Source organism: Neisseria arctica (genome assembly GCF_022870905.1).
GTDB lineage: Bacteria > Pseudomonadota > Gammaproteobacteria > Burkholderiales > Neisseriaceae > Neisseria > Neisseria arctica.
Map to the genome: position 1 here is coordinate 1456455 of NZ_CP091510.1, position 23212 is coordinate 1479666.

The following is a 23212-nucleotide window of genomic DNA, read 5'->3' on the forward strand; positions in this document are numbered from 1 at the left end:
AGACGGTATTCATTCAAATCAGATTAAATCTTTTTCATACGGCATACTGATTATTTATTAAGAAGGCCGTCTGAAATCATGTTTCTAATTTATTCTTCAATTACTTGCGGCACGATATATAATCGGTTCCGCACCTCAGGAGCTACCTCCTGATATGCGGCTGCACAATCGGTTTCAATAACGGCATCATTACGCAGACGCAAAGCTACTTCATGCGGATGAGCCATAGGTTCAACGCCTTCTGTGTCAACGCTCTGCATTTTCTCAACCAATGCGAAAACGTCGTTTAACTCTTTCAAACTTTGTTGTTTTTCTTCGTCTGTCAAACTCAAACGCGACAGTTTGGCAATTTTTTCCACGTCGGATAAGGTCAAAGCCATAAAAAATCCTTAAATTTGATTAGCAAAACCCTCAATCTAGGGTATCATTGCACGTTACTTCCAATAAATTTGGAAGATTATAACTGAAAACCAATACCGCGGCATGGCGATTTCAGTGCTTTTATCATACCGATAGCCGTCTGAAACGCCGTGCCCATATCCTTTTTCTATTTTTATTGATTATTTTCTCATTAGGTAGGATTTTTTCATGTTTCGCTTCTTAACCCGCTATTTTTCCAACGACCTCGCCATCGACTTGGGCACAGCCAATACCCTTATTTATATCAAAGGCAAAGGTATTGTTTTGGACGAACCTTCGGTGGTGGCCATGCAAAACGATGTCGCACATGGTAAAAGCGTGATTTTGGCAGTAGGAACGGAAGCTAAAAAAATGCTGGGCAGAACACCGGGCAGCATTCAGGCTATCCGCCCCATGAAAGACGGAGTGATTGCCGATTTCAACGTAACTGAAAAAATGCTCAAACAATTTATCAAAAAAGTAAATAACAGCCGCTTTGCCGCAACGCCCCGTATCGTTATTTGCGTGCCGTGCGGTTCTACCCAAGTAGAACGTAAAGCTATTCGCGACTCTGCTTTGGCAGCCGGCGCCTCTACCGTCAACCTGATTGAAGAACCTATGGCCGCTGCAATCGGCGCGGGCTTGCCGATTGAAGAAGCTACCGGATCTATGGTGGTAGATATCGGTGGCGGCACTACCGAAGTAGGTGTAATTTCATTATCAGGTGTGGTTTACTCCCACTCGATCCGCGTGGGCGGCGACGCGTTTGACGACAGCATCATCAATTATGTACGCCGTAATTACGGCATGCTGATTGGCGAAGCAACCGCCGAAGAAATCAAAAAAACCATCGGCTCCGCCTTCCCGGGCATGGAAGTACGCGAAATCGAAGTCAAAGGCCGCAACTTGGCCGAAGGTATTCCGCGTTCTTTCACTATCAGCTCCAATGAAGTATTGGAAGCACTTACTGAGCCGCTCAACCAAATCGTACAATCTGTTAAAAACGCATTGGAACAAACCCCGCCCGAACTGGGTGCCGATATTGCCGAGCGGGGTTTGGTACTTACCGGTGGCGGTGCCTTGCTCAAAGGCCTAGACCGTCTGCTGGCCGAAGAAACAGGTCTACCGGTGATGATTGCAGAAGATCCCCTTACCTGTGTGGCACGCGGTTCGGGTAAAGCTCTTGATATGATCGGCAAACTAAATTCCGTATTCGTTGTTAACCCGTAACCTGCTTTGCGCGTATCATGGCCGAACAGTCTTTAGATTTTGCCCGCAAAGGCATACGCCCCGCTAGCAAATTGATTCTTCTGTCGATAACCAGCATCGTTCTTATGATGCTGGATACTCGCTATGCGGCAGTTCAACAAATCAAAGGCTATGCAGCTACCCTGCTCTATCCTTTGCAATGGCTGGCTAACCAGCCTGTTCGGCTGTACGACTACACCAGCAGCTTTGTTAATACGCAAACCTCACTGATTTCCGAACAGAAAAAACTGCAAGAAGAAAACAGCCGTCTGAAACTGATTGCCCATCAGACCGAAACCTTACGTTTGGAGCTCAATGAATTAAAAAAACTGGCCGCACTACAAGCCAACGGCATCCAAACCGTTACGTCTGCCGAAGTTATTTCCAACGGCAAGGATCCGCTTTCAGACAAGCTCATCATTAATAAAGGCACCCAGGCCGGCCTGTATAACGGCGATGCTGTCATTGATCAAAACGGCTTGATCGGGCAAATCACCCAAGCACAAGCGCTCAGTGCTGAGCTGACCTTAATTACCAACAGCCAAACCGTGATCCCTGTAATGGTTTCCCGTACCGGTGTGCGCAGCTTGGTGTACGGTACAGGCGGCGCTATCAGTTTGCGTTATTTTCCAGTTGATGCGGATCTCCGCCTGGGCGATATTCTACTCACCTCAGGGTTAGACTCCGTCTATCCACCGGGAATCCCGGTGGCCAAAGTAGAAGACCTGACACGAGCATCCGGCACCCCCTATTACCGTGTTACCTTAGCACCGATGGCCGCCTTCCGCAGCAGTAAATATGTATTGACCCTACCGCAAAAAACCGATCGCCTGATGCCCGAAGCGCAAACAGGCACGCCCCCTTCTCAGCCTGCAGTACAATGACAAACTTCGACGATTTCCACAACCGCGTTTCTAAGCGCCTGATTTCTGCAAGCTTCGCTATTGTAATGCTGCTGGATTTCATGCCCTTTCACGCAGATACCTTTTTTTGGCTGCCAGAATTCAGCGCCATGATGCTGCTCTATTGGGTGATTAACCGCCCACAATCAGTCGGTATAGGCATAGCTTTTATCATCGGTTTACTAGTGGACATAGGCACCGCCGCACCATTAGGGCAACATGCATTGTCATATATGCTGATTACATTTTTAATCCAGCAGCAGCAAAGACAGATAATATTATATAGTTCCGGCTTTCAAGCACTCGCGGTATTGGTTGCGCTCTTAGGCAACCAGATTATTCTTATGCTGGTAAGGCTTATGTACGATCACCGCTATAACGACTGGTTGAGCTTTATTGCTCCTTTCGTCGGTGCTCTGTTATGGCCTCTGTTGAGTAAGATAATGCTCACTATTTTGAATTCGCGACGTTTACGCTAATGAAAACGCCACGCCAATATCCGCTTTCCAATCAGGATCAAAATATCAGCAAGCGTGATTACATTCTACGCTTGCTGGTAGCACTTGGCCTGATTATCGTATGTTTCGCTATCCTTACCGCACGCTTTGTTTACCTGCAAATCATCAAGCATGATGAATTTGCAGCCCGAGCTACCACTAACCGAATTTCATTAATCCCGACCCCACCTATACGCGGCGAAGTCGTTGATATCAACGGTGTGGTTTTAGCCCATAACTACCCGGCTTATTCGCTTGAGTTGGTTCCCAGCAATTTGGAAGGCAAAATCGACGATACTATCGAAGCCTTGCGCAGCTATGTAGATATTAGCGAAGCAGACTTACGCCGCTTTCGGAAATTCCGTGCGGAATTCCGCTCCTACGAAAAAATCCCTCTCAAACTTAAACTCACTCCTGATGAAGCCGGGCGTTTGGCGGCACAGCTTTATCGCTTTAAAGGGGTAGAAATCAACGCCCGAACTTTTCGTGAATACCCTTACGGCCAGCTAACGGCGCATTTTCTCGGTTATATCGGCCGCATCAGTGATAGAGATCAAAAAAAGCTGGATGAGGAGTCTCTTACCGCTTTATATCGCGGTAGCACCCACATTGGCAAATCAGGGTTGGAAAGTTATTACGAACGCCAACTGCATGGATTTCCCGGCTACCAAGAAGTAGAAAAAGATGCTTACGGTAATGTAGTGCGTATCTTAAAAACCGTGCCGGCAAAAACAGGACAGACACTGCGTTTGGCTATGGATATCCGTCTCCAACAAGAAGCGGATCGTTTAATGAACGGCCGCCGCGGTGCGATGGTGGCGATTGATCCGCAAACCGGCGGGGTACTGGCTTTTATATCCAAACCCTCGTTCGACCCCAATCTGTTTATCGACGGCATTGATACGGAAACATGGAAAAGTCTGAATGAAGATTGGCAGCGCCCTTTAATTAATCGGGTAACACAAGGCCTTTATCCTCCGGGCTCAACCTTCAAACCGTTTATGGGTATGGCTTTGCTTGAAAGTGGAAAAATTACCCAAAATACAGTTATTCCGGCTCCCGGCGCATGGAGCATACCCGGCTCACGCCACCTATTCCGTGATTCGGTACGCAGCGGACACGGCTCGGCAAATCTCAGCAAAGCCATTCAGGTATCTTCGGATACTTTTTTCTATCGCTTAGGCTATGAAATGGGGATTGATAAAACCGCCCCCTACCTGGCTGAATTTGGCCTCGGTGAACAAACCGGTATCGATTTGCCCAATGAATACCGCGGTGTCCTACCTACTCGAGAGTGGAAAGCACAACGCTTTGCCAAATCGAAAAACCCCGCAGCCCGTGAATGGAAAGCCTCCGAAATGGTGTCTATCAGTATCGGCCAAGGTTATAACACTTACACTCCTCTGCAAATGGCCCATGCGACAGCCTCCTTAGCCAATAACGGTGTGGTTTACCGCCCGCACATGGTCAAAGAGCTGCTGGATCACGAACGCCGCCAAATTACGCTGATAGACCCCAAGCCTACGCGCTCTATTCCTTTTAGCCGAAGCAATTTCGAGTATGTCAAACAAAGTATGGTCAAGGTATTACGTCCCGGCGGTACTGCATGGAGCATCGGCAGCGGACTGCAATACAGTATGGGCGGAAAAACCGGTACGGCTCAAGTCGTACAAATCAAGCAAGGGCAAACCTATAATGCCGCTGCTTTGGCCGAACAACACCGCGACCATGCTTGGTTCATTTCTTTCGCTCCGGTAGAAAACCCCAAAATCGCCGTGGCTGTTATTTTGGAAAACGGCGGTTGGGGTGCAAGTGCCGCCCCTCTTGCACGGCAGCTTTCCGACTTTTATCTGTTGAAACTAAAAGGCGGCAAAGATAACAATCTGCCCCCTGCTACGGGTGGCAAACAAACTGTCGAAAACCCTTTATTAACAGTCGATGAGCCGCCGAAAAAAAATATTTCATCGCCTTTTCAAAAGGCATTTGAAGCCGCACACGAAAATATTTCGGGAGTTTCTCAGTGACCAGTGAAACCCTTTTTCAAAAAATCAAGCGCATGATCTGGCAACCGATGGATGCTTGGCTGTTTTACGCCATGTTGATCATCTACATCATGAGCTTGTTTTTATTGTATTCTGCAGACGGCCAAGAAATCGGCCAACTGGAAAATAAAACCTTGCATACCGTACTCGGTTTTGCTTTGCTCTGGACCATCGCCCGTATTCGTCCTCAGATTTTGGCAAACTTCGCTCCTCCGGCTTATATTGCAGGCGTTATCTTACTCTTGGGCGTGCACTTTTTCGGCATCACGGTAAACGGTTCCACCCGTTGGCTCAATATAGGTATTGGTCGAATCCAGCCGTCTGAAATCATGAAAATCGCCCTGCCGATGATGGTAGCTTGGTATTTGCAAAAATATGAATTATCACTGCGCTGGTATCATTATATCGGTGCGATTGCCATTGTTATCATTCCCGGGGCACTGATTTTGAAACAGCCAGACTTGGGAACGGCAACCTTGATTATGGCTTCCGGACTGTTTGTTATCTTCTTTGCCGGTTTACCTTGGAAGGTAATTTTTGCTGCCATTATCAGCTTTGCCGCAGCACTGCCTCTGATTTGGAATTATGGAATGCACCCTTATCAGAAAACCCGTGTGATGACACTCCTAGACCCGACCAAAGACCCACTCGGAGCCGGTTATCACATTATTCAATCTATGATCGCCATCGGTTCGGGGGGAATCTGGGGCAAAGGCTGGCTAAATGGCACGCAAACGCATTTGGACTATATCCCGGAATCTACTACCGACTTTATTTTTGCCGTTTATGGAGAAGAGTTCGGCTTTATCGGCAATATTTTGCTGCTGATCATTTATTTGGTAATCCTCGGGCGCGGCTTATACATTGCCGGACAAGCGCCGACACTCTACAGCCGCACTCTGGCAGGCGCACTCACAATGACTTTCTTCTGCTACGCATTTGTCAATATGGGTATGGTGAGCGGCATTTTACCGGTGGTAGGTGTACCGTTGCCGTTGGTCAGCTACGGAGGCACCGCCACATTGTCGATTATGGTGATTTTGGCTTTATTAATGGGTATATCCAACCAGCGCCGTTAAACCACAACCACACATTGTCTTTTCGAAAATCTAAAAATATTCTGTATCCGACTAATACTTAAGGAGCCGCCCTAATGGGCATGGAAATTTCCAAAATCATTTTGGCATTCATGGTATTGATTAATCCTTTCGGAGCTTTATCAATTTTCCTAGACCTCACCCGTTACCACAGTACCCGCGAGCGGCGTAAAGTCGCCCAAATCGCCACTTTCAGCGTATTCGTTGTAATTTGCCTGTTTACGCTAAGCGGCAATATGTTACTGAAACTGCTTGGTATCAGCGTTGGTTCGTTCCAAGTAGGCGGAGGTATTTTGGTTTTTTTGATTGCCATTTCCATGATGAGCGGCAATGATAATCCGGCCAAACCCACACTCGATACAAATTCAGAAGAACTGGCCCATGCACGACGCCAGAAGCCCGGCACCATCGCCGTCGTACCCCTGGCTATTCCGATGATGATCGGCCCCGGCGGGATTTCCAGTGTGATCATTTATACTTCTACGGCACGAGGCTATCAGGATACGCTTTCTATTTTAGCCGCCGGCCTGATTATCAGCCTGATATGCTATATAACGCTTATGGCAGCAGCCCGCATCAGTAAATTTCTGGGCGATACGGGGCTAACTATTCTTAACCGGGTGATGGGTATGCTTTTGGCCGCCGTATCGGTAGAAATCATCGTATCAGGCCTAAAAGCACTATTCCCTGATTTGGCTGCATAACCAAAGTAATTTTCTCTTGAATGCCGTCTGAAATTTTCAGACGGCATCTTTCCATAATTCCCCTTCTTCGGAAGTGCTATAATTCCCACCTTAATTTAATACACTTGGAACACCAATATGTTTGCCCAAGCCGCAAAAGAACTTTCCACCGTGCGCGATATCCTGCGTTTTGCCGTCAGCCGTTTCAACGAAGCCGGATTGTTTTTCGGACACGGCAGTGACAATGCCCATGACGAAGCCGCGTATCTGATATTACACACCCTTAACCTGCCTCTTGATACGCTCGAGCCTTATTTGGATGCAAAATTGCTTGCATCTGAAAAAACCGAGGTGCTGGATTTAATCGAACGCCGCGTAACCGAACGCCTTCCGGTCGCCTATCTGACCCATCAGGCTTGGCAAGGTGATTTTGATTTTTATGTAGATGAGCGCGTTATCATACCCCGCTCGTTTATTTACGAATTGCTCGGCGATGCACTATCGCCTTGGATCGAATATCCCGAATTGGTACACCGCGCATTAGATTTATGCACCGGAAGCGGCTGTTTGGCCATTCAGATGGCACACCACTATCCGGCTGCCGAAATCGATGCCGTAGATTTGAGCTTGGATGCCCTCGAAGTTGCCGCTATTAATGTCGAAGAATATGGATTGAAAGAACGCATCAATCTGATTCATACCGATTTATTCGAAGGTATCGAAGAAACTTACGACTTGATCGTTTCCAATCCGCCCTATGTAGATGCCGAATCGGTCGAAGCCCTGCCTGAAGAATATTTGCATGAACCTGAACTTGCCCTTGGTAGCGGTGAAGACGGTTTGGATGCAACCCGCCAAATTATTTTGCAAGCTGCCAAATACCTCAATCCAAAGGGTGTATTGTTGGTAGAAATCGGCCATAACCGCGAAGTATTGGAAGCAGCATACCCGGAATTACCGTTTACTTGGCTGGAAACCAGCGGCGGCGACGGTTTTGTATTCCTGCTGACCCGTGAACAATTACTCGGTGAAGAATAAAACTGTTTTGATACAATTGGATTAAAAATCTCAATGTTACCGTATTAATGCCGTCTGAAAAATTTTCAGACGGCATTAATCTTTATAAAAACTTTGGGGCTGTATTAGATTAGCCTTAAATATCACACCAAATTCGCAAGATTTTAAGTTGCTCTTTTGGTGTACCAAAGTTAAAACGAAATTCGCATTCTTTCAAGAATAAAGGGAAAGATTTTCGGTCAATTCCATTGTACTTTCGTAGAACGCGCTTTGCCTGATTCCAGAAGTTTTCAATACCGTTGATATGGTTTTGACGGTCGACAAAAAGCTCTGAATGATTGATTCTGTGATGCGTAAATTCACTCACATCTAGCACATCATAGCTTTTGTAATAGTCCGTATAAACAATGCTATCAGGCATTATTTTTCGTTTAATAACAGGTAGTAAAGTATCTTGTTTGGTATTTTTAACGACAACAGTATAAACCTTGCCTTGACGTTTCAAAATACCAAATACCGCTACTTTCCCAGCCGCTCCGCGACCGCGTTTGCCTTTTCGTTGTCCACCAAAATAACTCTCATCAAGCTCGATTGAACCATCAAAGATTTCATCAGCTTGAAGCTCTAAATGATAGGCAATGACTTGGCGAATTTTACGGTAAAACAGAGCTGCTGAATTGGGGTTAATATCCAATAAATTGGCAGCAGAACGGGCGGTTACCTCAAGTACAAAAAATTCAAGCAACTTTTTTTGTAATTTTTTAGATAGTTTACAGTGTGTTATCTTCATTTTTAAAGGGTAACATAACTGCCAATCTAATACAGCCCCAAAACTTTTTCTTAAATATAAAAACAGGATACCCAAAAAGATATCCTGTTGAGCAACTAATATATATGTTTTAAAACAGCTTTATCGTACTATTACTCGTTAACCAACACTACTTTCATTGCACCGTTTTCAGCCGCATGCTTAAACACTTCATAAGCCTTATCCAGCTCGCTCAGTTTAAAACGATGCGTCAGCATTTTGGTCAGATCAACAGAGCTGGTAGAAATGGCTTTTAGCAGCATTTCAGTCGTATTGGCATTCACCAAACCTGTGGTAATGGTTAGATTCTTAATCCATAAACGCTCCAGATTAAAATCAACCGATTGTCCGTATACACCTACCACAGCGATATGCCCACCGGGTTTGACCACGTCTTGACACAAAGACCACGTCGCCGGCAAACCAACTGCCTCAATCGCACAATCCACACCGTCTTTACCCACAATTTCGGCTACCCGGGCCGCAACGTTTCCGGAAACTGGATTTATCGTGTGCGTCGCACCCAGTTCTTTCGCCAGTTTCAAACGGTTTTCATCCATATCACATACGATAATCACGGAAGGACTGTAAAACTGGGCCGTCAATAAAGCCGACATACCAACGGGACCTGCACCCGCGATAAATACCGCATCACCCGGTTTTACATCACCATATTGCACACCGATTTCATGCGCTGTGGGCAGTACATCGCTCAACAACAAAGCCACTTCGTCATTCACACCTTCAGGCAGCGGAATCAGGCTGTTATCAGCATAAGGCGTACGCACATACTCGGCCTGCGTACCATCAATCATGTAGCCGAGAATCCAGCCGCCGTTACGGCATTGGGAATAAAGCTGTTTTTTACAGTTGTCGCAAGTACAGCACTTGCTGACACAAGAAATAATCACTTTATCCCCAACCTTGATATTACGCACGCCCGAACCAACTTCTTCCACAATGCCCACGCCTTCATGCCCGAGAATACGGCCATCGGCAACTTCAGGATTTTTACCTTTCCAAATACCCAAATCGGTACCGCAAATCGTCGTTTTTACAATCCGTACAATCGCATCGGTTGCCTCTAAAATCTGAGGTTTCGGTTTGTCTTCCAAACGAATATCATTAGCTGCATGATAAACCATTGCTTTCATTGCAAACTTCCTTTCTTGATAAAAATATAACGAATAAAATCTTTATCCACATTGTAAGCATATCTCCTGAATGTGCAGCTTTTATTAAAGGAATTATTTACCCATATCAAACAACAAAATCATTACACAGCAAGCCATGCGAAAGCATGTCTAATTCGGGTAAAATATAGAATTTAATTTTTCAACCGACAACTGCCGCATGAGTCCTACCCTCGATTTTTCAACCCGCCTTATCCGCTGGCAACGCAGCCACGGTCGCAACAATCTGCCTTGGCAGGTAACTGATCCGTACCGCGTATGGCTTTCCGAAATCATGCTGCAACAAACCCAAGTTAGCACCGTATTGGATTACTACCCCCGCTTTATCGAACGGTTTCCCAACATACAAACACTCGCCCATGCTCCTCAAGATGAAGTATTAAGCCTGTGGCAAGGTTTGGGCTATTACAGCCGTGCCCGCAACCTACACAAAGCCGCCCAACAAGTTATACAAGACTTTGGCGGTACGTTTCCCCAAACAAGACTTGAATTACAGCAACTATGCGGGGTTGGCCGCAGTACTGCCGCTGCCATTTCCGCTTTCTCATTCCGACAGCGGGAAACCATCCTTGATGGCAATGTCAAACGCGTACTTTGCAGGGTGTTCGCATTAGACGGTGACCCCACAGACAAAAAATTCGAAAACAGCCTGTGGGCTTTAGCAGAAAGCCTGCTACCCGAAAAAGCCGATGATATGCCTGCCTATACACAAGGCCTGATGGATTTGGGCGCAACCTGCTGCAAACGCAGCACCCCCTTATGCCACCAATGCCCGATGGCTGATATCTGCCAGGCAAAAGCACAAAACCGTACACACGAGCTACCGCGCAAAAAAAACACAACCACAGTCAAAAACCTGCCGCTTTACTGGCTGATACTCGAACAGGCAGACCGCTCTCTTTTTCTGCAAAAGCGCCCTAGCAGCGGCATTTGGGGCGGGCTTTATTGCGTGCCATGTTTTGAAGACTTGCACAGCTTATACCGATTTGCCGAACAATGCGGCATATCCGCTGATGAATTGGAAGAGCAGGCCGCCATCACCCATCGCCTTACTCACCGCCTGCTGCTGATCACTCCTTTCAAAGCCCTGACAACCGATGCAGCTTTACCTTCCGAACTTTCAGACGGCATCTGGGTAAATCCTAGCCATTTACAAAACTATGGCATCCCTAAGCCTATGAATGATTATCTCAAACAAAAACAATACAAACTTTTTTAAGTTTCCTATCTCAAAACACCCCGTTAAACACCCCGTTTAGCTTATTCTTTTATGCTCCAAACCCTATTTTTCAAAACCAAAATATAATTGCAATTTTTATAAATCATAGTTAAAAAATAAAAAGCATATAAAAAGGCCGTCTGAAAATATATTTTCAGACGGCCGTTTTATATTTGCCCTATATATGAAGAAACTTATAAATAAAAAATGATACAAGGCGGCAGCAACTACCGTGTACAAACAGCACATAAGGAAGCAGACAACGATATATTTTTCTTAATTTAACCGGCTACAAATCAGCAACATCTATAACGGAATAGTTCTGTTTTTTCAACTCCTGCGCAAATAAGCCGCTACCTGAAATCAATTTACCCGTAAATGTTCCATCGTATATTTGATTGACACCACATGTTGGACTGCGCGACTGCAATACCACTGCTTCCACTTGTTCTTGTGCCAAAATAGCCATCGCCTTATCTACACCAGCTTGATAAACATTATGTACATCTTTACCTGATTGCTCAGTAACCCGCGCATTAACCATTTCAGCGCTTGGGCGTGGCGTAGGCAAACCAGCTAATTGTTCAGGACAAATAGGTAAAACTTTTTTATCCAACAAAAACAACATCACTTTATCATTTAAATTATTTTTGCCATTGTATTTACAATTTTCTCCCAACAAACATGCACTCACCACAACACATTGCTCAATCATGTTGACCCCACATTTCAACCTTTCAGGCAACCTGAAAATCTTACTCTTGATCTTTATTCTCTTTTGGCGTAGGTGCCTCAAGCCGTTCTTTCCAAAAGTATTCTTTTTCGGTTACTTGTTTATGAAAACCTCTCCAATACCAGACTACTCAGTTGTCACGATACGGTTAATCTGCCAATTCAAGAAAGGGGTATAAGATCGGGCTTTGTTAATTTGCGCCATACTCTCCGCCCCGGGCTGTACAGCTTGCGTATCGGCAGATAAAGCTCCTTGCCCATTCCACAAACGGAATTCCTGACTACCCTGATGATAGAAACCTTCGTTAGTAAGAATAACTTCCGTATTGTAACCATAACCGCACCACGGAGAAGCAGGTTCTTTAGCTGTTAAGTTGCAGCCGGTTTGATAATAATGTGCTTGAGAGAGGCTCAACTCATAAAGCGTAGGCAATATATCTTTGTGCGATCCTGCACGCTCTGGGTGGTAAACCGCCTCATTTCTGTAAGCCTGAGGTACATACAGATAGAACGGCACCGCATGCCCCAAAGCGGCTTCCGCAGCTTCTGGATAACCGACGGCACGCATATTATGATCACCCGTGGCAGCAACAATCGTATCGGGCGCTTCTTTTTTCACTGAGGAAACAAACCGCCCCAATTGATCGTTGCTATAGCGGAACGTATTCAATATTTCATTTAATTCACCGCTTTTTTCCAGCCCTGCCAAACGTTTGCGCTCGGTTTCATCCAACGTGAAATTCATTCTCGGCTGCCCCTCCGGCAAAAGATAAGGCGGATGGTTGGTAACGGAAAGCATCATAATAAATACCGGTTTGCCTGTTACCTGAGCCTGCTTGAGTTCGTCTGCAGCATAACGGAACATAAATTCATCCGGTACGCCCCAAGTGTCCGACTTGGCTTCAGGGTATCTTTTTTTCAAAGTATTTTCGTCTACAAATTCCGTTACGCCCAAATGGCGCAAAAACTGATCGAAATCACGCCACCCTCCGTTACCCGCCGTGATATATACGACTTTATAACCCGCATCCAAGTATGGTTTAAACATATTAGTCGGGAAGTTTTTGTTTTTGGCAGTTGATTGGCTCAAATCCAATCTCGGGCTTCGCACAAAAAAACGGTGCAAACTGTCGCTGGTGCCGTCCCCCTCCGAAACGAATTTCAAATAAACCCAATCCTCTTTCCAATGCGGCCTGAGCGAACCCAATAAATCACGGTTTTCTTTATCAAAACCAAGCAGATGCGTTCCCATGCTTTCCATAACCGCAAATACGACATTCGGTTTATGCCGTTCAACTGCGGGATTTTTAGACGTGATGCTGTCAAACTGCTTCAAATCGGCGGAAGCCGGCCGGTTGAGTAGCCGGCTGATAATTTCTATGCCTTCTTCATCCGACACTGCCTCAAAATGGCTGCTGTTGCGATATTCTTTAACCGCCCAATCCAAAGATACCAAAGCATTAGGTACTAATTTATTGATTTCAGGAGTCGCAGAAACCTGTGCGGCTGATTTGCGCAAAGGAAATTTCCCTAGTGATCCCCGCGAACCCGCTGCCAATAAGAGAATTGGCAATAAAATCAAAACCAACCATCCTGCTTTACCCAAAGGAATATCGTCATTCTTGACAAAGCGGATGCGCGTTATCAGTTTACCAAACAAATATCCTGCTGCTACTACGGCCAAACCACCCGAAATCACCGGATAATCCGACCATATCGTATGCAATACCGCTTTTGTATCTTCATCAAACAATCCGAAAACAAACACATCAAACTGATTGCCATACACGCCAAAATAAAACCAATTTCCAGCTACAAACCCGCACACCAAGGCGAATAAAATGGCGAGCAAAACCGGTTGCACTTTAGAATAAAGCTGCAAAGTCTTGGTATGTATCAAACTGAACAAACCAAGTAGAAAAGGCAATATAGTTAAAATAGAAGCGATTTTGATATCAAACAAACCGCCCTTTAAAAATAATGCCGGCAAATCACCGCTATATTGTTTTCTGATGCCATCTGAAACAAACCACCATAAAAAAGCAGCTCGTTCAAGCATAAACAAAGCAAAAGCCGCACACCAAAAAATCAAGCAGTTTTTAAGAATATTTTTATAATAAAGCCAACGCATCAAACGAAATCCCCCAACCGCATTAATATTTAAACGCCAAAGTTTAATACCTGCGAAAAGTGAAATCAAATAAATACTTTTTAGGCCGAATTAAATAGGCCGTCTGAAAAATATTATTTAAAAATAAAATTTTATTTTTTTAAGCAACTAAACAATCTACCATCGGCATGGTCCAGAAGCCGAATATAAGGGTGCTATTGGCCAGGCCGCCCTTTTTGTCTCGGCAGTTTTATTCCTCACCCTATCGTATAACGCTCCCCTCCTCCTAAAGAATTATTTTTTACTAAGCTATTCGCCTACGCCTCCCCCTCACTTTGCCCTTAGCCGCTGCGCTTTTGACGCATATGTTTATCGCACCCGCTCCTTTAATATCCTAGCCATAAAAATCCATTTCTCCTTTCAAACGTTTTTTATACCAAACAAATAAAATCCGTTTGAGAACAAAATACATAAGGAACGCACCATGAAAATCAGAGCACAAGTCGGCATGGTTCTGAACCTCGACAAATGTATCGGCTGCCATACTTGCTCAGTTACCTGCAAAAACGTATGGACATCGCGCGACGGTGTCGAATACGCGTGGTTCAACAACGTCGAAACCAAACCCGGCATCGGTTTCCCGAAAAACTGGGAAGACCAAGAAAAATGGAACGGCGGCTGGGTGCGCAAGCCCGACGGCAAACTGGTACCCAAACAAGGCGGAAAACTGAAAATTCTCGCCAACATCTTTGCCAACCCCAACATGCCGCAGATAGACGACTACTACGAGCCGTTTACCTTTGATTACGAACATCTGCAAAACGCACCGGAAATGACTACACCGCCTACCGCCCGCCCGGTATCGGTGCTAACCGGTAAAAAGATGGACAAAATCGAATGGGGCCCGAACTGGGAAGATGATTTGGCGGGCGAATTTGAAAAACGCGGTCGCGACGTATTGTTCGAAGGCATACAAAAAGAAATGCATGCCGCGTTCGAACAAACCTTCATGATGTACCTTCCGCGCCTGTGCGAGCACTGTCTCAACCCTACCTGTATCGCCTCTTGCCCTTCAGGCAGCATCTACAAACGCGAAGACGACGGTATCGTACTCATCGACCAAGACAAATGCCGCGGCTGGCGAATGTGCGTATCCGGCTGCCCGTATAAAAAAATCTACTACAACTGGACTTCAGGCAAAGCCGAAAAATGTACTTTCTGTTATCCGCGTATCGAAAGCGGCCAGCCGACCGTGTGTTCAGAAACCTGCGTAGGCCGTATCCGCTATCTGGGCGTCCTGCTGTATGACGCCGATAAAATCGAGCAAGCCGCTTCCGTAGAAAATCCTCAAGACCTATACGAACAGCAACTGGGCGTGTTCCTAAACCCGCATGATCCGGAAGTACAACGCGAGGCTCTAAAACAAGGTATCAGCCAAAGCTGGCTGGATGCCGCTAAAAAATCACCCGTATACAAAATGGCGATGGAATGGAAAGTCGCCTTCCCGCTGCACCCTGAATACCGCACACTCCCCATGGTTTGGTACATCCCGCCACTCTCACCCATTCAATCTGCTATTGAAAACGGTTTGGTCGGTGAAAACGGCATCATTCCGAGCGTGGACGAAATGCGCATTCCCTTGCGCTATCTCGCCAACCTGCTGACCGCCGGCAAAGTAGAGCCGATTAAAGAAGCATTAGAACGCATGATCGCCATGCGCCGTTACAAACGCGGCCAAACCGTTCACGGTGAAACCTTGGAAGAAACCTTGTCGGGTACAGGACTTACGCCCGCAATGGTAGAGGATATGTATCAGATTATGGCGATTGCCAATTACGAAGACCGCTTTGTCGTACCTTCTTCCCACAAAGAATTGGTTGAAAACAGTTTTGACGACAAAGCCAGCTGCGGCTTTACCTTCGGCAACGGCTGCTCGGGCGGCTCCACTGACGAAAGCCTGTTCGGCAAACGAAAAGGTACGCCGATAGTATTCCACGACCGCCGAGAGTTTCTCAAAAACAACCGCGATAAAGGAGTACGCTGATGCCCAACCGCGAATACCAATGGTTTTCGGTGCTGTTGTGCTATCCCGAAGCCGAACTCATCAACGCCTTACCCGAGTTTCAGACGGCCTTGTCGGAAACGCCTGCACTGGCAGCACAGCCCCAGCTACAAAATTTTCTGGATTACCTGCGTAACAATACGTTGATTGAACTGCAACAAAACTATGTGCGCACATTTGACCAAAACCGTAATCATGCGCTGTATATCTTCGAACATGTTTACGGAGAAGACCGCGGCCGCGGATCGGCTATGGTGGATTTACTGGAAGAATACCGCAACGGCGGTTTCACGCTCGAGAGCAACGAACTACCCGACTACCTTCCCGTTTTATTGGAATTCTTCGCTCATATCGAAGCCGATAAAGCACAAAAACTACTGGGTGACGCCGTGCACGTTATTGCCCATATCGGCAAAAAGCTCGAGGCTTCGGGTTCTCCTTACGCCGTGCTATTGCAGGCCTTAAGTGCACTCAGCCCGGTAGCGCCACAACCGCTTATCGAACCGCCCGTACGCGACATGGACGAAGCCATGGAAACCTTCGGCCCCGATATCAGCGGACAGGAACCATTACTGAAACCCGCCACCGACACCATACAGTTTTACCCCAAATCTGCGTATACCGCCGCAGCCAAAGGAGCAGTATCATGAATACGCTGAACCAATTCTTATTCGGTATCTACCCTTATATCTGTCTGGCTATTTTCTTTCTGGGCAGTCTTATCCGTTTCGACCGCGAACAATACACTTGGAAAAGCGATTCCAGCCAATTACTCTATGCAGGGCAGCTTCGCTTAGGCAATATTTTGTTTCACGTCGGTATTTTGGCAGTTTTTTTCGGCCACCTGTTCGGCCTGCTCACGCCCTTATGGTTTTGGGATTTTATCGGTGTCAGCCATGGTGCCAAACAAATTTTCGCCATGCTGATGGGCGGTATCTTCGGCCTTACCGCATTAGCAGGCTTGATTATCCTAATCAACCGCCGCTTCAAGTGTGATCGTTTGGCCGCCAACTCAAACTGGCGCGACAAACTGGTATTAATCTGGATTTTAGTCACTCTTTTGCTTGGTTTGTGCACGATTTTCGTGAGCATGCAGCATACCGACGGTCATGAAATGGTCTTACTGATGAAATGGGCCCAGCATATCGTTACTTTCCGCGGAGCGGCTGCCGATTACATCGCTGATGCCAATTTCCTATTTAAAGCGCATATCTTTATGGGGATGACTTTCTTCGCCATCTTCCCTTTCACGCGTATGGTTCATGTTTGGAGCGGCTTTGCCAGCGTAACCTATCTTACCCGCGCATGGCAGCTGGTACGTCGCCGCTAAACCCGATATACCTTCCGGTATAAACAAAACGCCGTCTGAAAATATTTCAGACGGCGTTGTTTTAATAAAAACATATAATTGACAAACATCACTTACAAATTACTCAGTATCCGAAAGACCCATATTCCAGACGGCCTTATTTTCCTACCAAGCGAAGCCTGCAATCATTTCATACTGCGGCGGTTTCGGCTTTTTTACGGGCAGGCCTTTTAAACTTCAGCACCACTTCTTCTTTTTTGGCATTCCAATCAATACTCACATAACCGCCTTCAGTCAAACGGCCGAACAGCAATTCATCTGCCAACGCTTTGCGGATTTTCTCCTGAATCAAGCGGTTCATCGGTCTTGCGCCCATTTGCGGATCAAAACCTTTTTCTGCCAGATATACACGCAATGCTGGGGTAAACTCCGCCTCCACTTTTCGTTCCAACAACTGTTGTTCAAGCTGAAGCAGAAATTTATCCACCACTTTGGCAATCACAGACTCGGTAAGTGGTGCAAACGGAATCACAGCATCCAAGCGGTTGCGGAATTCAGGCGTAAAGAGCTTATTGATCGCCTGCATTTCATCACCACGCTCACGCTTGCCGGTAAAACCAACGGTAGGCTTACTTAGCCCCTCTGCCCCTGCATTGGTGGTCATAATCAATACCACATTGCGGAAATCAGCACTCTTGCCGTTGTTATCGGTTAACTTTCCGTGATCCATTACCTGCAAAAGTACATTGAAAATATCAGGATGCGCTTTTTCAATTTCGTCCAACAGCAATACGCAATAGGGTTGCTTATTAACGGCTTCCGTCAACAAACCGCCCTGCTCGAATCCGACATAACCGGGAGGCGAACCGATCAAACGCGACACTGCATGGCGTTCCATATATTCCGACATATCAAAGCGTTGCAAAGGTATGCCCAACGAAAAAGCCAACTGCTTCGCCACTTCGGTTTTACCCACACCCGTAGGACCCGAGAATAAAAAACTACCGATCGGCTTATCAGGCAATCCCAAGCCGGAACGGGACATTTTAACCGCCGAAGCCAAAGCATCGATTGCGGCATCCTGCCCGAATACCATATTTTTCAGATCACGGGCAAGAAACTGTAAAACCTGCTTGTCATCATGAGAAACGGTTTTTTCGGGAACACGTGCCACTTTGGCAATCACGGCTTCAATCTGTGTCTTACCGATTACTTTTTTCTGCTTTGATTTGGGCAAAATACGTTGTGCCGCCCCTGCTTCGTCCATGACATCAATCGCCTTATCCGGCAAAAAACGCTCGTTGATATAGCGGGCCGACAATTCTGCGGCGGCTTCTAAGGCAGATTGGGTATAGCGCACTTGGTGAAAATCTTCAAACATCGGCTTCAACCCGCGCAAAATCTGCACCGTTTCAGGTACAGTCGGTTCGGCAATATCGATTTTTTGAAAACGGCGGCTTAGCGCATGGTCTTTGTCGAAAATAGTGCGGTATTCATCATAAGTGGTTGCTCCGATACAGCGCAACTGGCCTTTAGCCAATGCCGGCTTCAATAAATTGGAAGCATCCATCGTACCGCCCGATACGCTGCCCGCCCCGATAATAGTATGAATTTCATCAACAAACAAAACCGCATGCTCTATCGACGCCAAAGCCTTCAATACGGCTTTAATGCGCGATTCGAAATCACCCCGGTATTTTGTTCCCGCCAACAAAGCGCCCATATCCAGCGCAAACACAACGGCGCCTTTAAGCGTCTCCGGCACTTGTCCGTGTACAATCTGATAGGCCAAGCCTTCGGCCAAAGCTGTTTTCCCCACACCGGCCTCACCAACCAATAAGGGATTGTTCTTACGGCGACGACACAATACCTGTACCAACCGTTCCATTTCATGCTTACGGCCGATTAAGGGATCTATTCTTCCTGCCAAGGCTTCGGCATTTAAGTTCAAGGTATAGTTTGAAAGTGCATCGGCTTGATTCTGCTCTTTGTCGTCATCCGAATGTGCGCTATCCCCGCCACGATACGCGGGACCTTCACTAGGACCATGTGCAATCGCACTCAAAATATCGTAACGGTTTACCGACTGCAGATTCAAAAAATACACAGCCGGACTATCGTTCTCACTCATCAACGCCACTAGGATATCCAGGGGATAAACCTCACGCTTATCGGCCGCTTGCGCATGCACAAGCGCGCGTTGTAAAACACGTTGGAAACCGATTGTAGGCTGAGTTTCGGTCGTTTCTATCAAGCCTTCGGGCAGCACCGGTGTATTTTCAACCATACTGCTGATTAATTGCTCAGAGAGCAGCTCGCAATTTACCCCGCATTGGCGCAGCAGGCCGCCGACATCTTCGCTTTGCTCCAGCAACACCAACAGCAAATGCTCCAACCCGATCAATTCATACTTCCGGGCACGCGCATCTGCATAAACATGCTGCAAAATGCGTTCTAACTCCGCTGAAATCATTCAAACCTCCTCTACCGTGCACATTAAGGGGTATTCCTCACGACGCGCACGCTGCATTACCTGCTGTTTTTTGGTTTCCGCAATATCACGGGTGTAAACGCCGCAAAGGCCTTTGCCTTCATGATGTACCATCAACATAATGGCAACCGCCCGATTTTCGGCCAAAAGAAAAACCTCTGTCAAAATTTTCACCACGAAATCCATCGGGGTGTAATCATCGTTCACTAAAAAAACCCCGTATTTCTTCGGCGGCGTGAGCTTGGCATCGGCATCTTTGACTTGAGGCGTGCCTTGACCGGACGTACGTATTTGTCCCATATATGAAATCTTTTCCAACAAATTTAAAGTGGTTTATGTTGTATTTTTTGCCATTTTAATAAAATTCGAGCTTTTTCCCAAACATTACTTGACTATCCCCATTAACAAAGGTAAAACGTGAAGTACGCAGAAACAAGGCATGCAGTACAAAGCATAATAGTTTATAGTTTGGGAGAAACTCGAAACTTTTACGTTGGTCAGCCTTGCCGCATTTTGCTGTATTTTGTTAATTTTTTTAGTATAGGGAAGTTCAATGGCAACCGGTATTGTTAAATGGTTTAACGACGCTAAAGGTTTTGGTTTTATCACTCCGGACGAAGGCGGCGAAGATTTGTTCGCTCATTTCTCTGCAATCAATATGGATGGTTTCAAAACCCTGAAAGAAGGCCAACGCGTATCTTTCGACGTAACCACCGGCCCTAAAGGCAAACAAGCTGCTAACATTCAAGCTGCTTAATATATATTGAGTCGGTTCTGCCGATTGCAAGCATCATGGCAGGTTTTCCAACCTGCCATTTTACATTTTCAGACGTCTATTTCGTTTTATTAATTAACCAATACTACAGCATTACCTCTTCCCAACTGCCTGCTCGGCAGATAGTTACCGTCCGACCTTCCTCCGTTCCAAGCAACCTATTTATCTATGAATCACAGCATCCGTCCCGGCATCTACCGCCACTACAAAGGTCAATTATATGAAGTGATCGGCACAGCCCGACATTCCGAAAACGAAGAAATCATGGTGATTTATCGTGCGCTTTACGGCGAATACGGACTTTGGATACGCCCTTTGGCCATGTTCGCCGAAAATATCACCCACGAAGGCCTTGTTACCCCGCGTTTTGCGTGCATCAAAACTTTTTAAGGCCTATTCGGGCTAACAGATTTTATCTATTCACCTCTATCCGCATTCTCTTCTGTTTCAGACGGCTATTTCTGCTAAAATAGCCGTCTGAAATATTGATAAGTCATCAAAAATGAGCATCGCCAATAACAAAAAAGCCTTCCACGATTATTTCATCGAAGAACAAATCCAAGCCGGCCTTGTGTTGGAAGGCTGGGAAGTTAAAGCCATACGCGCAGGACGGGTACAACTAAAAGAAAGTTATATCCATTGGAAACGTGGGGCATTTTATCTGGTCGGTTGCCATATTACCGCACTGCTCACCGCCTCTACCCACGTTAAACCCGACCCGGTACGCCAACGGAAACTCCTACTTAACCAATCTGAAATCAATAAATTAATAGGCAAAACCGAGCGCGCGGGTTACACCATTGTGCCATTAAATATGCATTACCACCGCGGCAATATCAAAATGGATATTGGCTTGGCCAAAGGTAAAAAACAACATGACAAACGTCAGAGCATGAAAGAGGCTGATTGGAAGCGCGAGAAACAGCGGTTAATGAAAAATGTGCGCTAATCTGCCACATTTGTCGTAAGCAAAAGTAAAAACGCGCAATACCCGGCATTTTTTCTTTTCAGGTGGCTTTCGCCTGATAATAATAAGGCCGTCTGAAATCTTGCCCTCGGATCACAATAATGCCTCAGCCATCTTTATTTTTTCCCTTGTTTCTAATCATTGCCGGCGCTCTTTGGTTTTTAAAAACTACCGGTATCCTACCTGCCACCACTACTTTGGTTGCGATGGCTTTGGCTTTAGCCGGCATTATTGTTCTCATCATGGACGGTATCAACAAACAATCTATCGTAGCAGGCCCGCTCTTGGTTTATATCGGTATTGCCGTTTATATAAAAAGTCATTATTTACTTTCATATTCTCCGCTGGTTGCCTTGGGTATGATGCTACTGGGCTGTCTGTTACTACTTTCACGAAGCAGCCTGATTCCTTATAAAATGCCGAAGCAGATTCAGTAAAATCACCCATATTTATTATCCTGATCCTTGTAAGGCTGCCTAAATTCAACATGGGCAGCCTTAAATATTTATCACTCCTACCAAATAACTTATATATTCTTGATACATTCTTTATCCTTTATCTAAATACGGATTAAGCAAGAATGTTATTAAGCACAAATCAAGCTCATGTTTATGATTAACCATCAAGAGAGGCCGTCTGAAAATTTCAGACGGCCTCTCTTGATTACTTTGGCACAATGGCGGTAATGTGCTGCTAAACCCTGCCTAGCCAATCCCGAAACAATAAAATATTCGTGATATTTCCAACCTTACCCATCAACAAATGAAAAATTTTTTCATTTTTTCAAACACTGTATTTATACCTTAACAATTCAAATCTTTTTTTATTCCGCCAAAAACACTTCTACAACCATACTATCAACAGCCAACTTCTGCATATATTGATAACCTAAGTACAGCTTTCCCACCAACTATAGCTTTTTTTATGTGACACACACTATCCCCATCTTTCTTAAAATTTTTAAGTATATGGTTTATTTAATTTTTTTAATAAATCATCTTACCTAATACCCTTTCTAAATGATTTATGTATCGCAATTTGCAACCTGTAATATGACACGCCAACATATTAACGTTTTTTCACAATAATGCCTTACGCAGGCCATCTGAAATTCTGATTTATGCGATACGAAAAATTATTCAAACTTTATCATCATGATTTTTAAGAATTAGATTGATACATTTTCTAGAGCAAAATTTCACTTTCAAGCTTTACATTTCATTGCAAAGTAAAAAAATTATGTTATTCTGAATTTAGTGTTCTCAATATCAAGAAAGCTGAGGATCACTGATAAAACAGGCTTATCCTTACAATTTACCGTTTTTTGCTTCATTTCGGTAAACAGAAGGCCGTCTGAAAACATAAATACTACATTACAATTACAAAGGAGATAAATCATGTCGACACACCAACATGACGCATCCGGTTACTGGAAAGCAAATCTCCGGATTATCGTCATTTGCCTGATAATCTGGGCTTTGTGCTCTTACGGATTTGGTATCGTATTACGTCCTCTTCTCTCCGGCATTCAAATCGGCGGGACAGATTTGGGATTCTGGTTTGCCCAACAAGGGTCAATTTTGGCCTTCATCGGAATCATTTTCTTCTACTCTTGGCGTATGAACAAACTAGATGAAGAATTCGGCGTTAGCGAGGAATAA

General features: G+C 45.5%; 23 protein-coding genes. 16 read left to right on the forward strand and 7 right to left on the reverse strand.

The features are described from left to right. Positions 1-89 precede the first annotated feature (89 nt). On the reverse strand, positions 90-380 hold the full coding sequence (gene gatC / locus LVJ86_RS06705; RefSeq protein WP_047761774.1) for an Asp-tRNA(Asn)/Glu-tRNA(Gln) amidotransferase subunit GatC: 291 nt from the start codon (positions 378-380) through the stop codon (positions 90-92). 208 nt (positions 381-588) lie between these two features. Here gatC and LVJ86_RS06710 point away from each other — a divergent pair, with 208 nt between their 5' ends. The 7 genes from LVJ86_RS06710 (at position 589) to prmB (ending at position 7906) form a co-directional block, all read left to right on the forward strand. Then, positions 589-1629, forward strand: a complete 1041-nt coding sequence (locus LVJ86_RS06710) for a rod shape-determining protein (RefSeq protein ID WP_047761773.1) — start codon at positions 589-591, stop codon at positions 1627-1629. 17 nt (positions 1630-1646) lie between these two features. Next, complete coding sequence (gene mreC, locus LVJ86_RS06715; RefSeq protein ID WP_047761772.1) at positions 1647-2531, forward strand: rod shape-determining protein MreC; 885 nt, start codon at positions 1647-1649, stop codon at positions 2529-2531. Next, positions 2528-3028: a rod shape-determining protein MreD gene (gene mreD, locus LVJ86_RS06720; RefSeq protein ID WP_047761771.1), complete on the forward strand. Its 501-nt coding sequence runs from the start codon at positions 2528-2530 to the stop codon at positions 3026-3028. The genes mreC and mreD overlap by 4 nt, the downstream gene beginning before the upstream one ends. Beyond that, a complete protein-coding gene (gene mrdA, locus LVJ86_RS06725; protein WP_047761770.1) occupies positions 3028-5070 on the forward strand; it encodes a penicillin-binding protein 2 in 2043 nt (680 codons plus the stop codon). The genes mreD and mrdA overlap by 1 nt, the downstream gene beginning before the upstream one ends. Before the next feature lie 32 nt (positions 5071-5102). After that, a complete protein-coding gene (rodA, locus tag LVJ86_RS06730; RefSeq protein WP_047761797.1) occupies positions 5103-6167 on the forward strand; it encodes a rod shape-determining protein RodA in 1065 nt (354 codons plus the stop codon). A 74-nt stretch (positions 6168-6241) separates the two neighbouring features. Next, positions 6242-6889, forward strand: coding sequence for a MarC family protein (locus LVJ86_RS06735; RefSeq protein WP_047761769.1), 648 nt, complete (start codon positions 6242-6244; stop codon positions 6887-6889). A gap of 117 nt (positions 6890-7006) precedes the next feature. Further along, entirely contained in the window at positions 7007-7906 is a 900-nt protein-coding gene (gene prmB / locus LVJ86_RS06740; protein WP_047761768.1) for a 50S ribosomal protein L3 N(5)-glutamine methyltransferase, read from the forward strand. A gap of 115 nt (positions 7907-8021) precedes the next feature. On the opposite strand, the gene LVJ86_RS06745 is transcribed toward prmB, so the two are convergent. After that, positions 8022-8675 carry an IS1595 family transposase gene (locus tag LVJ86_RS06745; protein ID WP_244702552.1) on the reverse strand — a complete coding sequence of 218 codons (654 nt, stop codon included), beginning with the start codon at positions 8673-8675 and terminating at the stop codon, positions 8022-8024. Between the two features lie 131 nt (positions 8676-8806). Then, positions 8807-9847, reverse strand: a complete 1041-nt coding sequence (locus tag LVJ86_RS06750) for a zinc-dependent alcohol dehydrogenase family protein (protein ID WP_047761573.1) — start codon at positions 9845-9847, stop codon at positions 8807-8809. 199 nt (positions 9848-10046) lie between these two features. Between LVJ86_RS06750 and mutY the strand changes: the two genes are divergently transcribed. Further along, entirely contained in the window at positions 10047-11105 is a 1059-nt protein-coding gene (gene mutY / locus LVJ86_RS06755; RefSeq protein WP_047761572.1) for an A/G-specific adenine glycosylase, read from the forward strand. A gap of 289 nt (positions 11106-11394) precedes the next feature. On the opposite strand, the gene LVJ86_RS06760 is transcribed toward mutY, so the two are convergent. Next, positions 11395-11820 (reverse strand): 2-thiouracil desulfurase family protein, encoded by a 426-nt coding sequence (locus tag LVJ86_RS06760; RefSeq protein WP_047761571.1) that lies wholly within the window; start codon positions 11818-11820, stop codon positions 11395-11397. A gap of 144 nt (positions 11821-11964) precedes the next feature. Then, complete coding sequence (locus LVJ86_RS06765; RefSeq protein WP_047761579.1) at positions 11965-13968, reverse strand: LTA synthase family protein; 2004 nt, start codon at positions 13966-13968, stop codon at positions 11965-11967. 463 nt (positions 13969-14431) lie between these two features. On the opposite strand from LVJ86_RS06765, the gene narH reads away from it, so the two are divergent. The 3 genes from narH to narI are packed head-to-tail and all read left to right on the forward strand — an operon-like array spanning position 14432 to position 17339. Beyond that, positions 14432-15991 carry a nitrate reductase subunit beta gene (gene narH / locus LVJ86_RS06770; RefSeq protein WP_047761570.1) on the forward strand — a complete coding sequence of 520 codons (1560 nt, stop codon included), beginning with the start codon at positions 14432-14434 and terminating at the stop codon, positions 15989-15991. Next, a complete protein-coding gene (narJ, locus tag LVJ86_RS06775) occupies positions 15991-16659 on the forward strand; it encodes a nitrate reductase molybdenum cofactor assembly chaperone (protein ID WP_047761569.1) in 669 nt (222 codons plus the stop codon). Before narH ends, narJ begins: the two co-directional genes overlap by 1 nt. Continuing rightward, complete coding sequence (narI, locus tag LVJ86_RS06780) at positions 16656-17339, forward strand: respiratory nitrate reductase subunit gamma (RefSeq protein WP_047761568.1); 684 nt, start codon at positions 16656-16658, stop codon at positions 17337-17339. The genes narJ and narI overlap by 4 nt, the downstream gene beginning before the upstream one ends. A 169-nt stretch (positions 17340-17508) precedes the next feature. On the opposite strand, the gene clpA is transcribed toward narI, so the two are convergent. Further along, a complete protein-coding gene (gene clpA, locus LVJ86_RS06785) occupies positions 17509-19791 on the reverse strand; it encodes an ATP-dependent Clp protease ATP-binding subunit ClpA (RefSeq protein ID WP_047761567.1) in 2283 nt (760 codons plus the stop codon). Then, a complete protein-coding gene (gene clpS, locus LVJ86_RS06790; RefSeq protein ID WP_047761566.1) occupies positions 19792-20109 on the reverse strand; it encodes an ATP-dependent Clp protease adapter ClpS in 318 nt (105 codons plus the stop codon). Between the two features lie 253 nt (positions 20110-20362). Between clpS and LVJ86_RS06795 the strand changes: the two genes are divergently transcribed. The 5 genes from LVJ86_RS06795 (at position 20363) to LVJ86_RS06815 (ending at position 23212) form a co-directional block, all read left to right on the forward strand. Then, on the forward strand, positions 20363-20566 hold the full coding sequence (locus tag LVJ86_RS06795) for a cold-shock protein (protein ID WP_003682902.1): 204 nt from the start codon (positions 20363-20365) through the stop codon (positions 20564-20566). Positions 20567-20752: 186 nt separating this feature from the next. After that, the gene (locus LVJ86_RS06800; RefSeq protein ID WP_047761565.1) at positions 20753-20974 is read left to right on the forward strand and encodes a DUF1653 domain-containing protein; all 222 of its coding nucleotides are present in this window, start codon (positions 20753-20755) and stop codon (positions 20972-20974) included. 112 nt (positions 20975-21086) lie between these two features. Continuing rightward, positions 21087-21533, forward strand: coding sequence for an SsrA-binding protein SmpB (smpB, locus tag LVJ86_RS06805; RefSeq protein WP_047761564.1), 447 nt, complete (start codon positions 21087-21089; stop codon positions 21531-21533). 119 nt (positions 21534-21652) lie between these two features. After that, positions 21653-21988 (forward strand): hypothetical protein, encoded by a 336-nt coding sequence (locus LVJ86_RS06810; RefSeq protein ID WP_047761563.1) that lies wholly within the window; start codon positions 21653-21655, stop codon positions 21986-21988. 960 nt (positions 21989-22948) lie between these two features. Continuing rightward, positions 22949-23212, forward strand: a complete 264-nt coding sequence (locus LVJ86_RS06815; protein ID WP_047761562.1) for a DUF4212 domain-containing protein — start codon at positions 22949-22951, stop codon at positions 23210-23212.

Excerpts from the sequence above, each read along its gene's own strand:
- narH (WP_047761570.1), top strand. The coding sequence starts at position 14,432 with ATGAAAATCAGAGCACAAGTCGGCATGGTTCTGAACCTCGACAAATGT.
- LVJ86_RS06750 (WP_047761573.1), bottom strand. The coding sequence starts at position 9,847 with ATGAAAGCAATGGTTTATCATGCAGCTAATGATATTCGTTTGGAAGAC.
- LVJ86_RS06760 (WP_047761571.1), bottom strand. The coding sequence starts at position 11,820 with ATGATTGAGCAATGTGTTGTGGTGAGTGCATGTTTGTTGGGAGAAAAT.
- gatC (WP_047761774.1), bottom strand. The coding sequence starts at position 380 with ATGGCTTTGACCTTATCCGACGTGGAAAAAATTGCCAAACTGTCGCGT.
- LVJ86_RS06745 (WP_244702552.1), bottom strand. The coding sequence starts at position 8,675 with ATGAAGATAACACACTGTAAACTATCTAAAAAATTACAAAAAAAGTTG.
- smpB (WP_047761564.1), top strand. The coding sequence starts at position 21,087 with ATGAGCATCGCCAATAACAAAAAAGCCTTCCACGATTATTTCATCGAA.
- LVJ86_RS06815 (WP_047761562.1), top strand. The coding sequence starts at position 22,949 with ATGTCGACACACCAACATGACGCATCCGGTTACTGGAAAGCAAATCTC.
- LVJ86_RS06800 (WP_047761565.1), top strand. The coding sequence starts at position 20,753 with ATGAATCACAGCATCCGTCCCGGCATCTACCGCCACTACAAAGGTCAA.
- LVJ86_RS06765 (WP_047761579.1), bottom strand. The coding sequence starts at position 13,968 with ATGCGTTGGCTTTATTATAAAAATATTCTTAAAAACTGCTTGATTTTT.
- LVJ86_RS06810 (WP_047761563.1), top strand. The coding sequence starts at position 21,653 with ATGCCTCAGCCATCTTTATTTTTTCCCTTGTTTCTAATCATTGCCGGC.
- LVJ86_RS06735 (WP_047761769.1), top strand. The coding sequence starts at position 6,242 with ATGGGCATGGAAATTTCCAAAATCATTTTGGCATTCATGGTATTGATT.
- mrdA (WP_047761770.1), top strand. The coding sequence starts at position 3,028 with ATGAAAACGCCACGCCAATATCCGCTTTCCAATCAGGATCAAAATATC.
- mreD (WP_047761771.1), top strand. The coding sequence starts at position 2,528 with ATGACAAACTTCGACGATTTCCACAACCGCGTTTCTAAGCGCCTGATT.
- clpS (WP_047761566.1), bottom strand. The coding sequence starts at position 20,109 with ATGGGACAAATACGTACGTCCGGTCAAGGCACGCCTCAAGTCAAAGAT.
- mutY (WP_047761572.1), top strand. The coding sequence starts at position 10,047 with ATGAGTCCTACCCTCGATTTTTCAACCCGCCTTATCCGCTGGCAACGC.
- narJ (WP_047761569.1), top strand. The coding sequence starts at position 15,991 with ATGCCCAACCGCGAATACCAATGGTTTTCGGTGCTGTTGTGCTATCCC.
- rodA (WP_047761797.1), top strand. The coding sequence starts at position 5,103 with ATGATCTGGCAACCGATGGATGCTTGGCTGTTTTACGCCATGTTGATC.
- narI (WP_047761568.1), top strand. The coding sequence starts at position 16,656 with ATGAATACGCTGAACCAATTCTTATTCGGTATCTACCCTTATATCTGT.
- LVJ86_RS06710 (WP_047761773.1), top strand. The coding sequence starts at position 589 with ATGTTTCGCTTCTTAACCCGCTATTTTTCCAACGACCTCGCCATCGAC.
- mreC (WP_047761772.1), top strand. The coding sequence starts at position 1,647 with ATGGCCGAACAGTCTTTAGATTTTGCCCGCAAAGGCATACGCCCCGCT.
- prmB (WP_047761768.1), top strand. The coding sequence starts at position 7,007 with ATGTTTGCCCAAGCCGCAAAAGAACTTTCCACCGTGCGCGATATCCTG.
- LVJ86_RS06795 (WP_003682902.1), top strand. The coding sequence starts at position 20,363 with ATGGCAACCGGTATTGTTAAATGGTTTAACGACGCTAAAGGTTTTGGT.
- clpA (WP_047761567.1), bottom strand. The coding sequence starts at position 19,791 with ATGATTTCAGCGGAGTTAGAACGCATTTTGCAGCATGTTTATGCAGAT.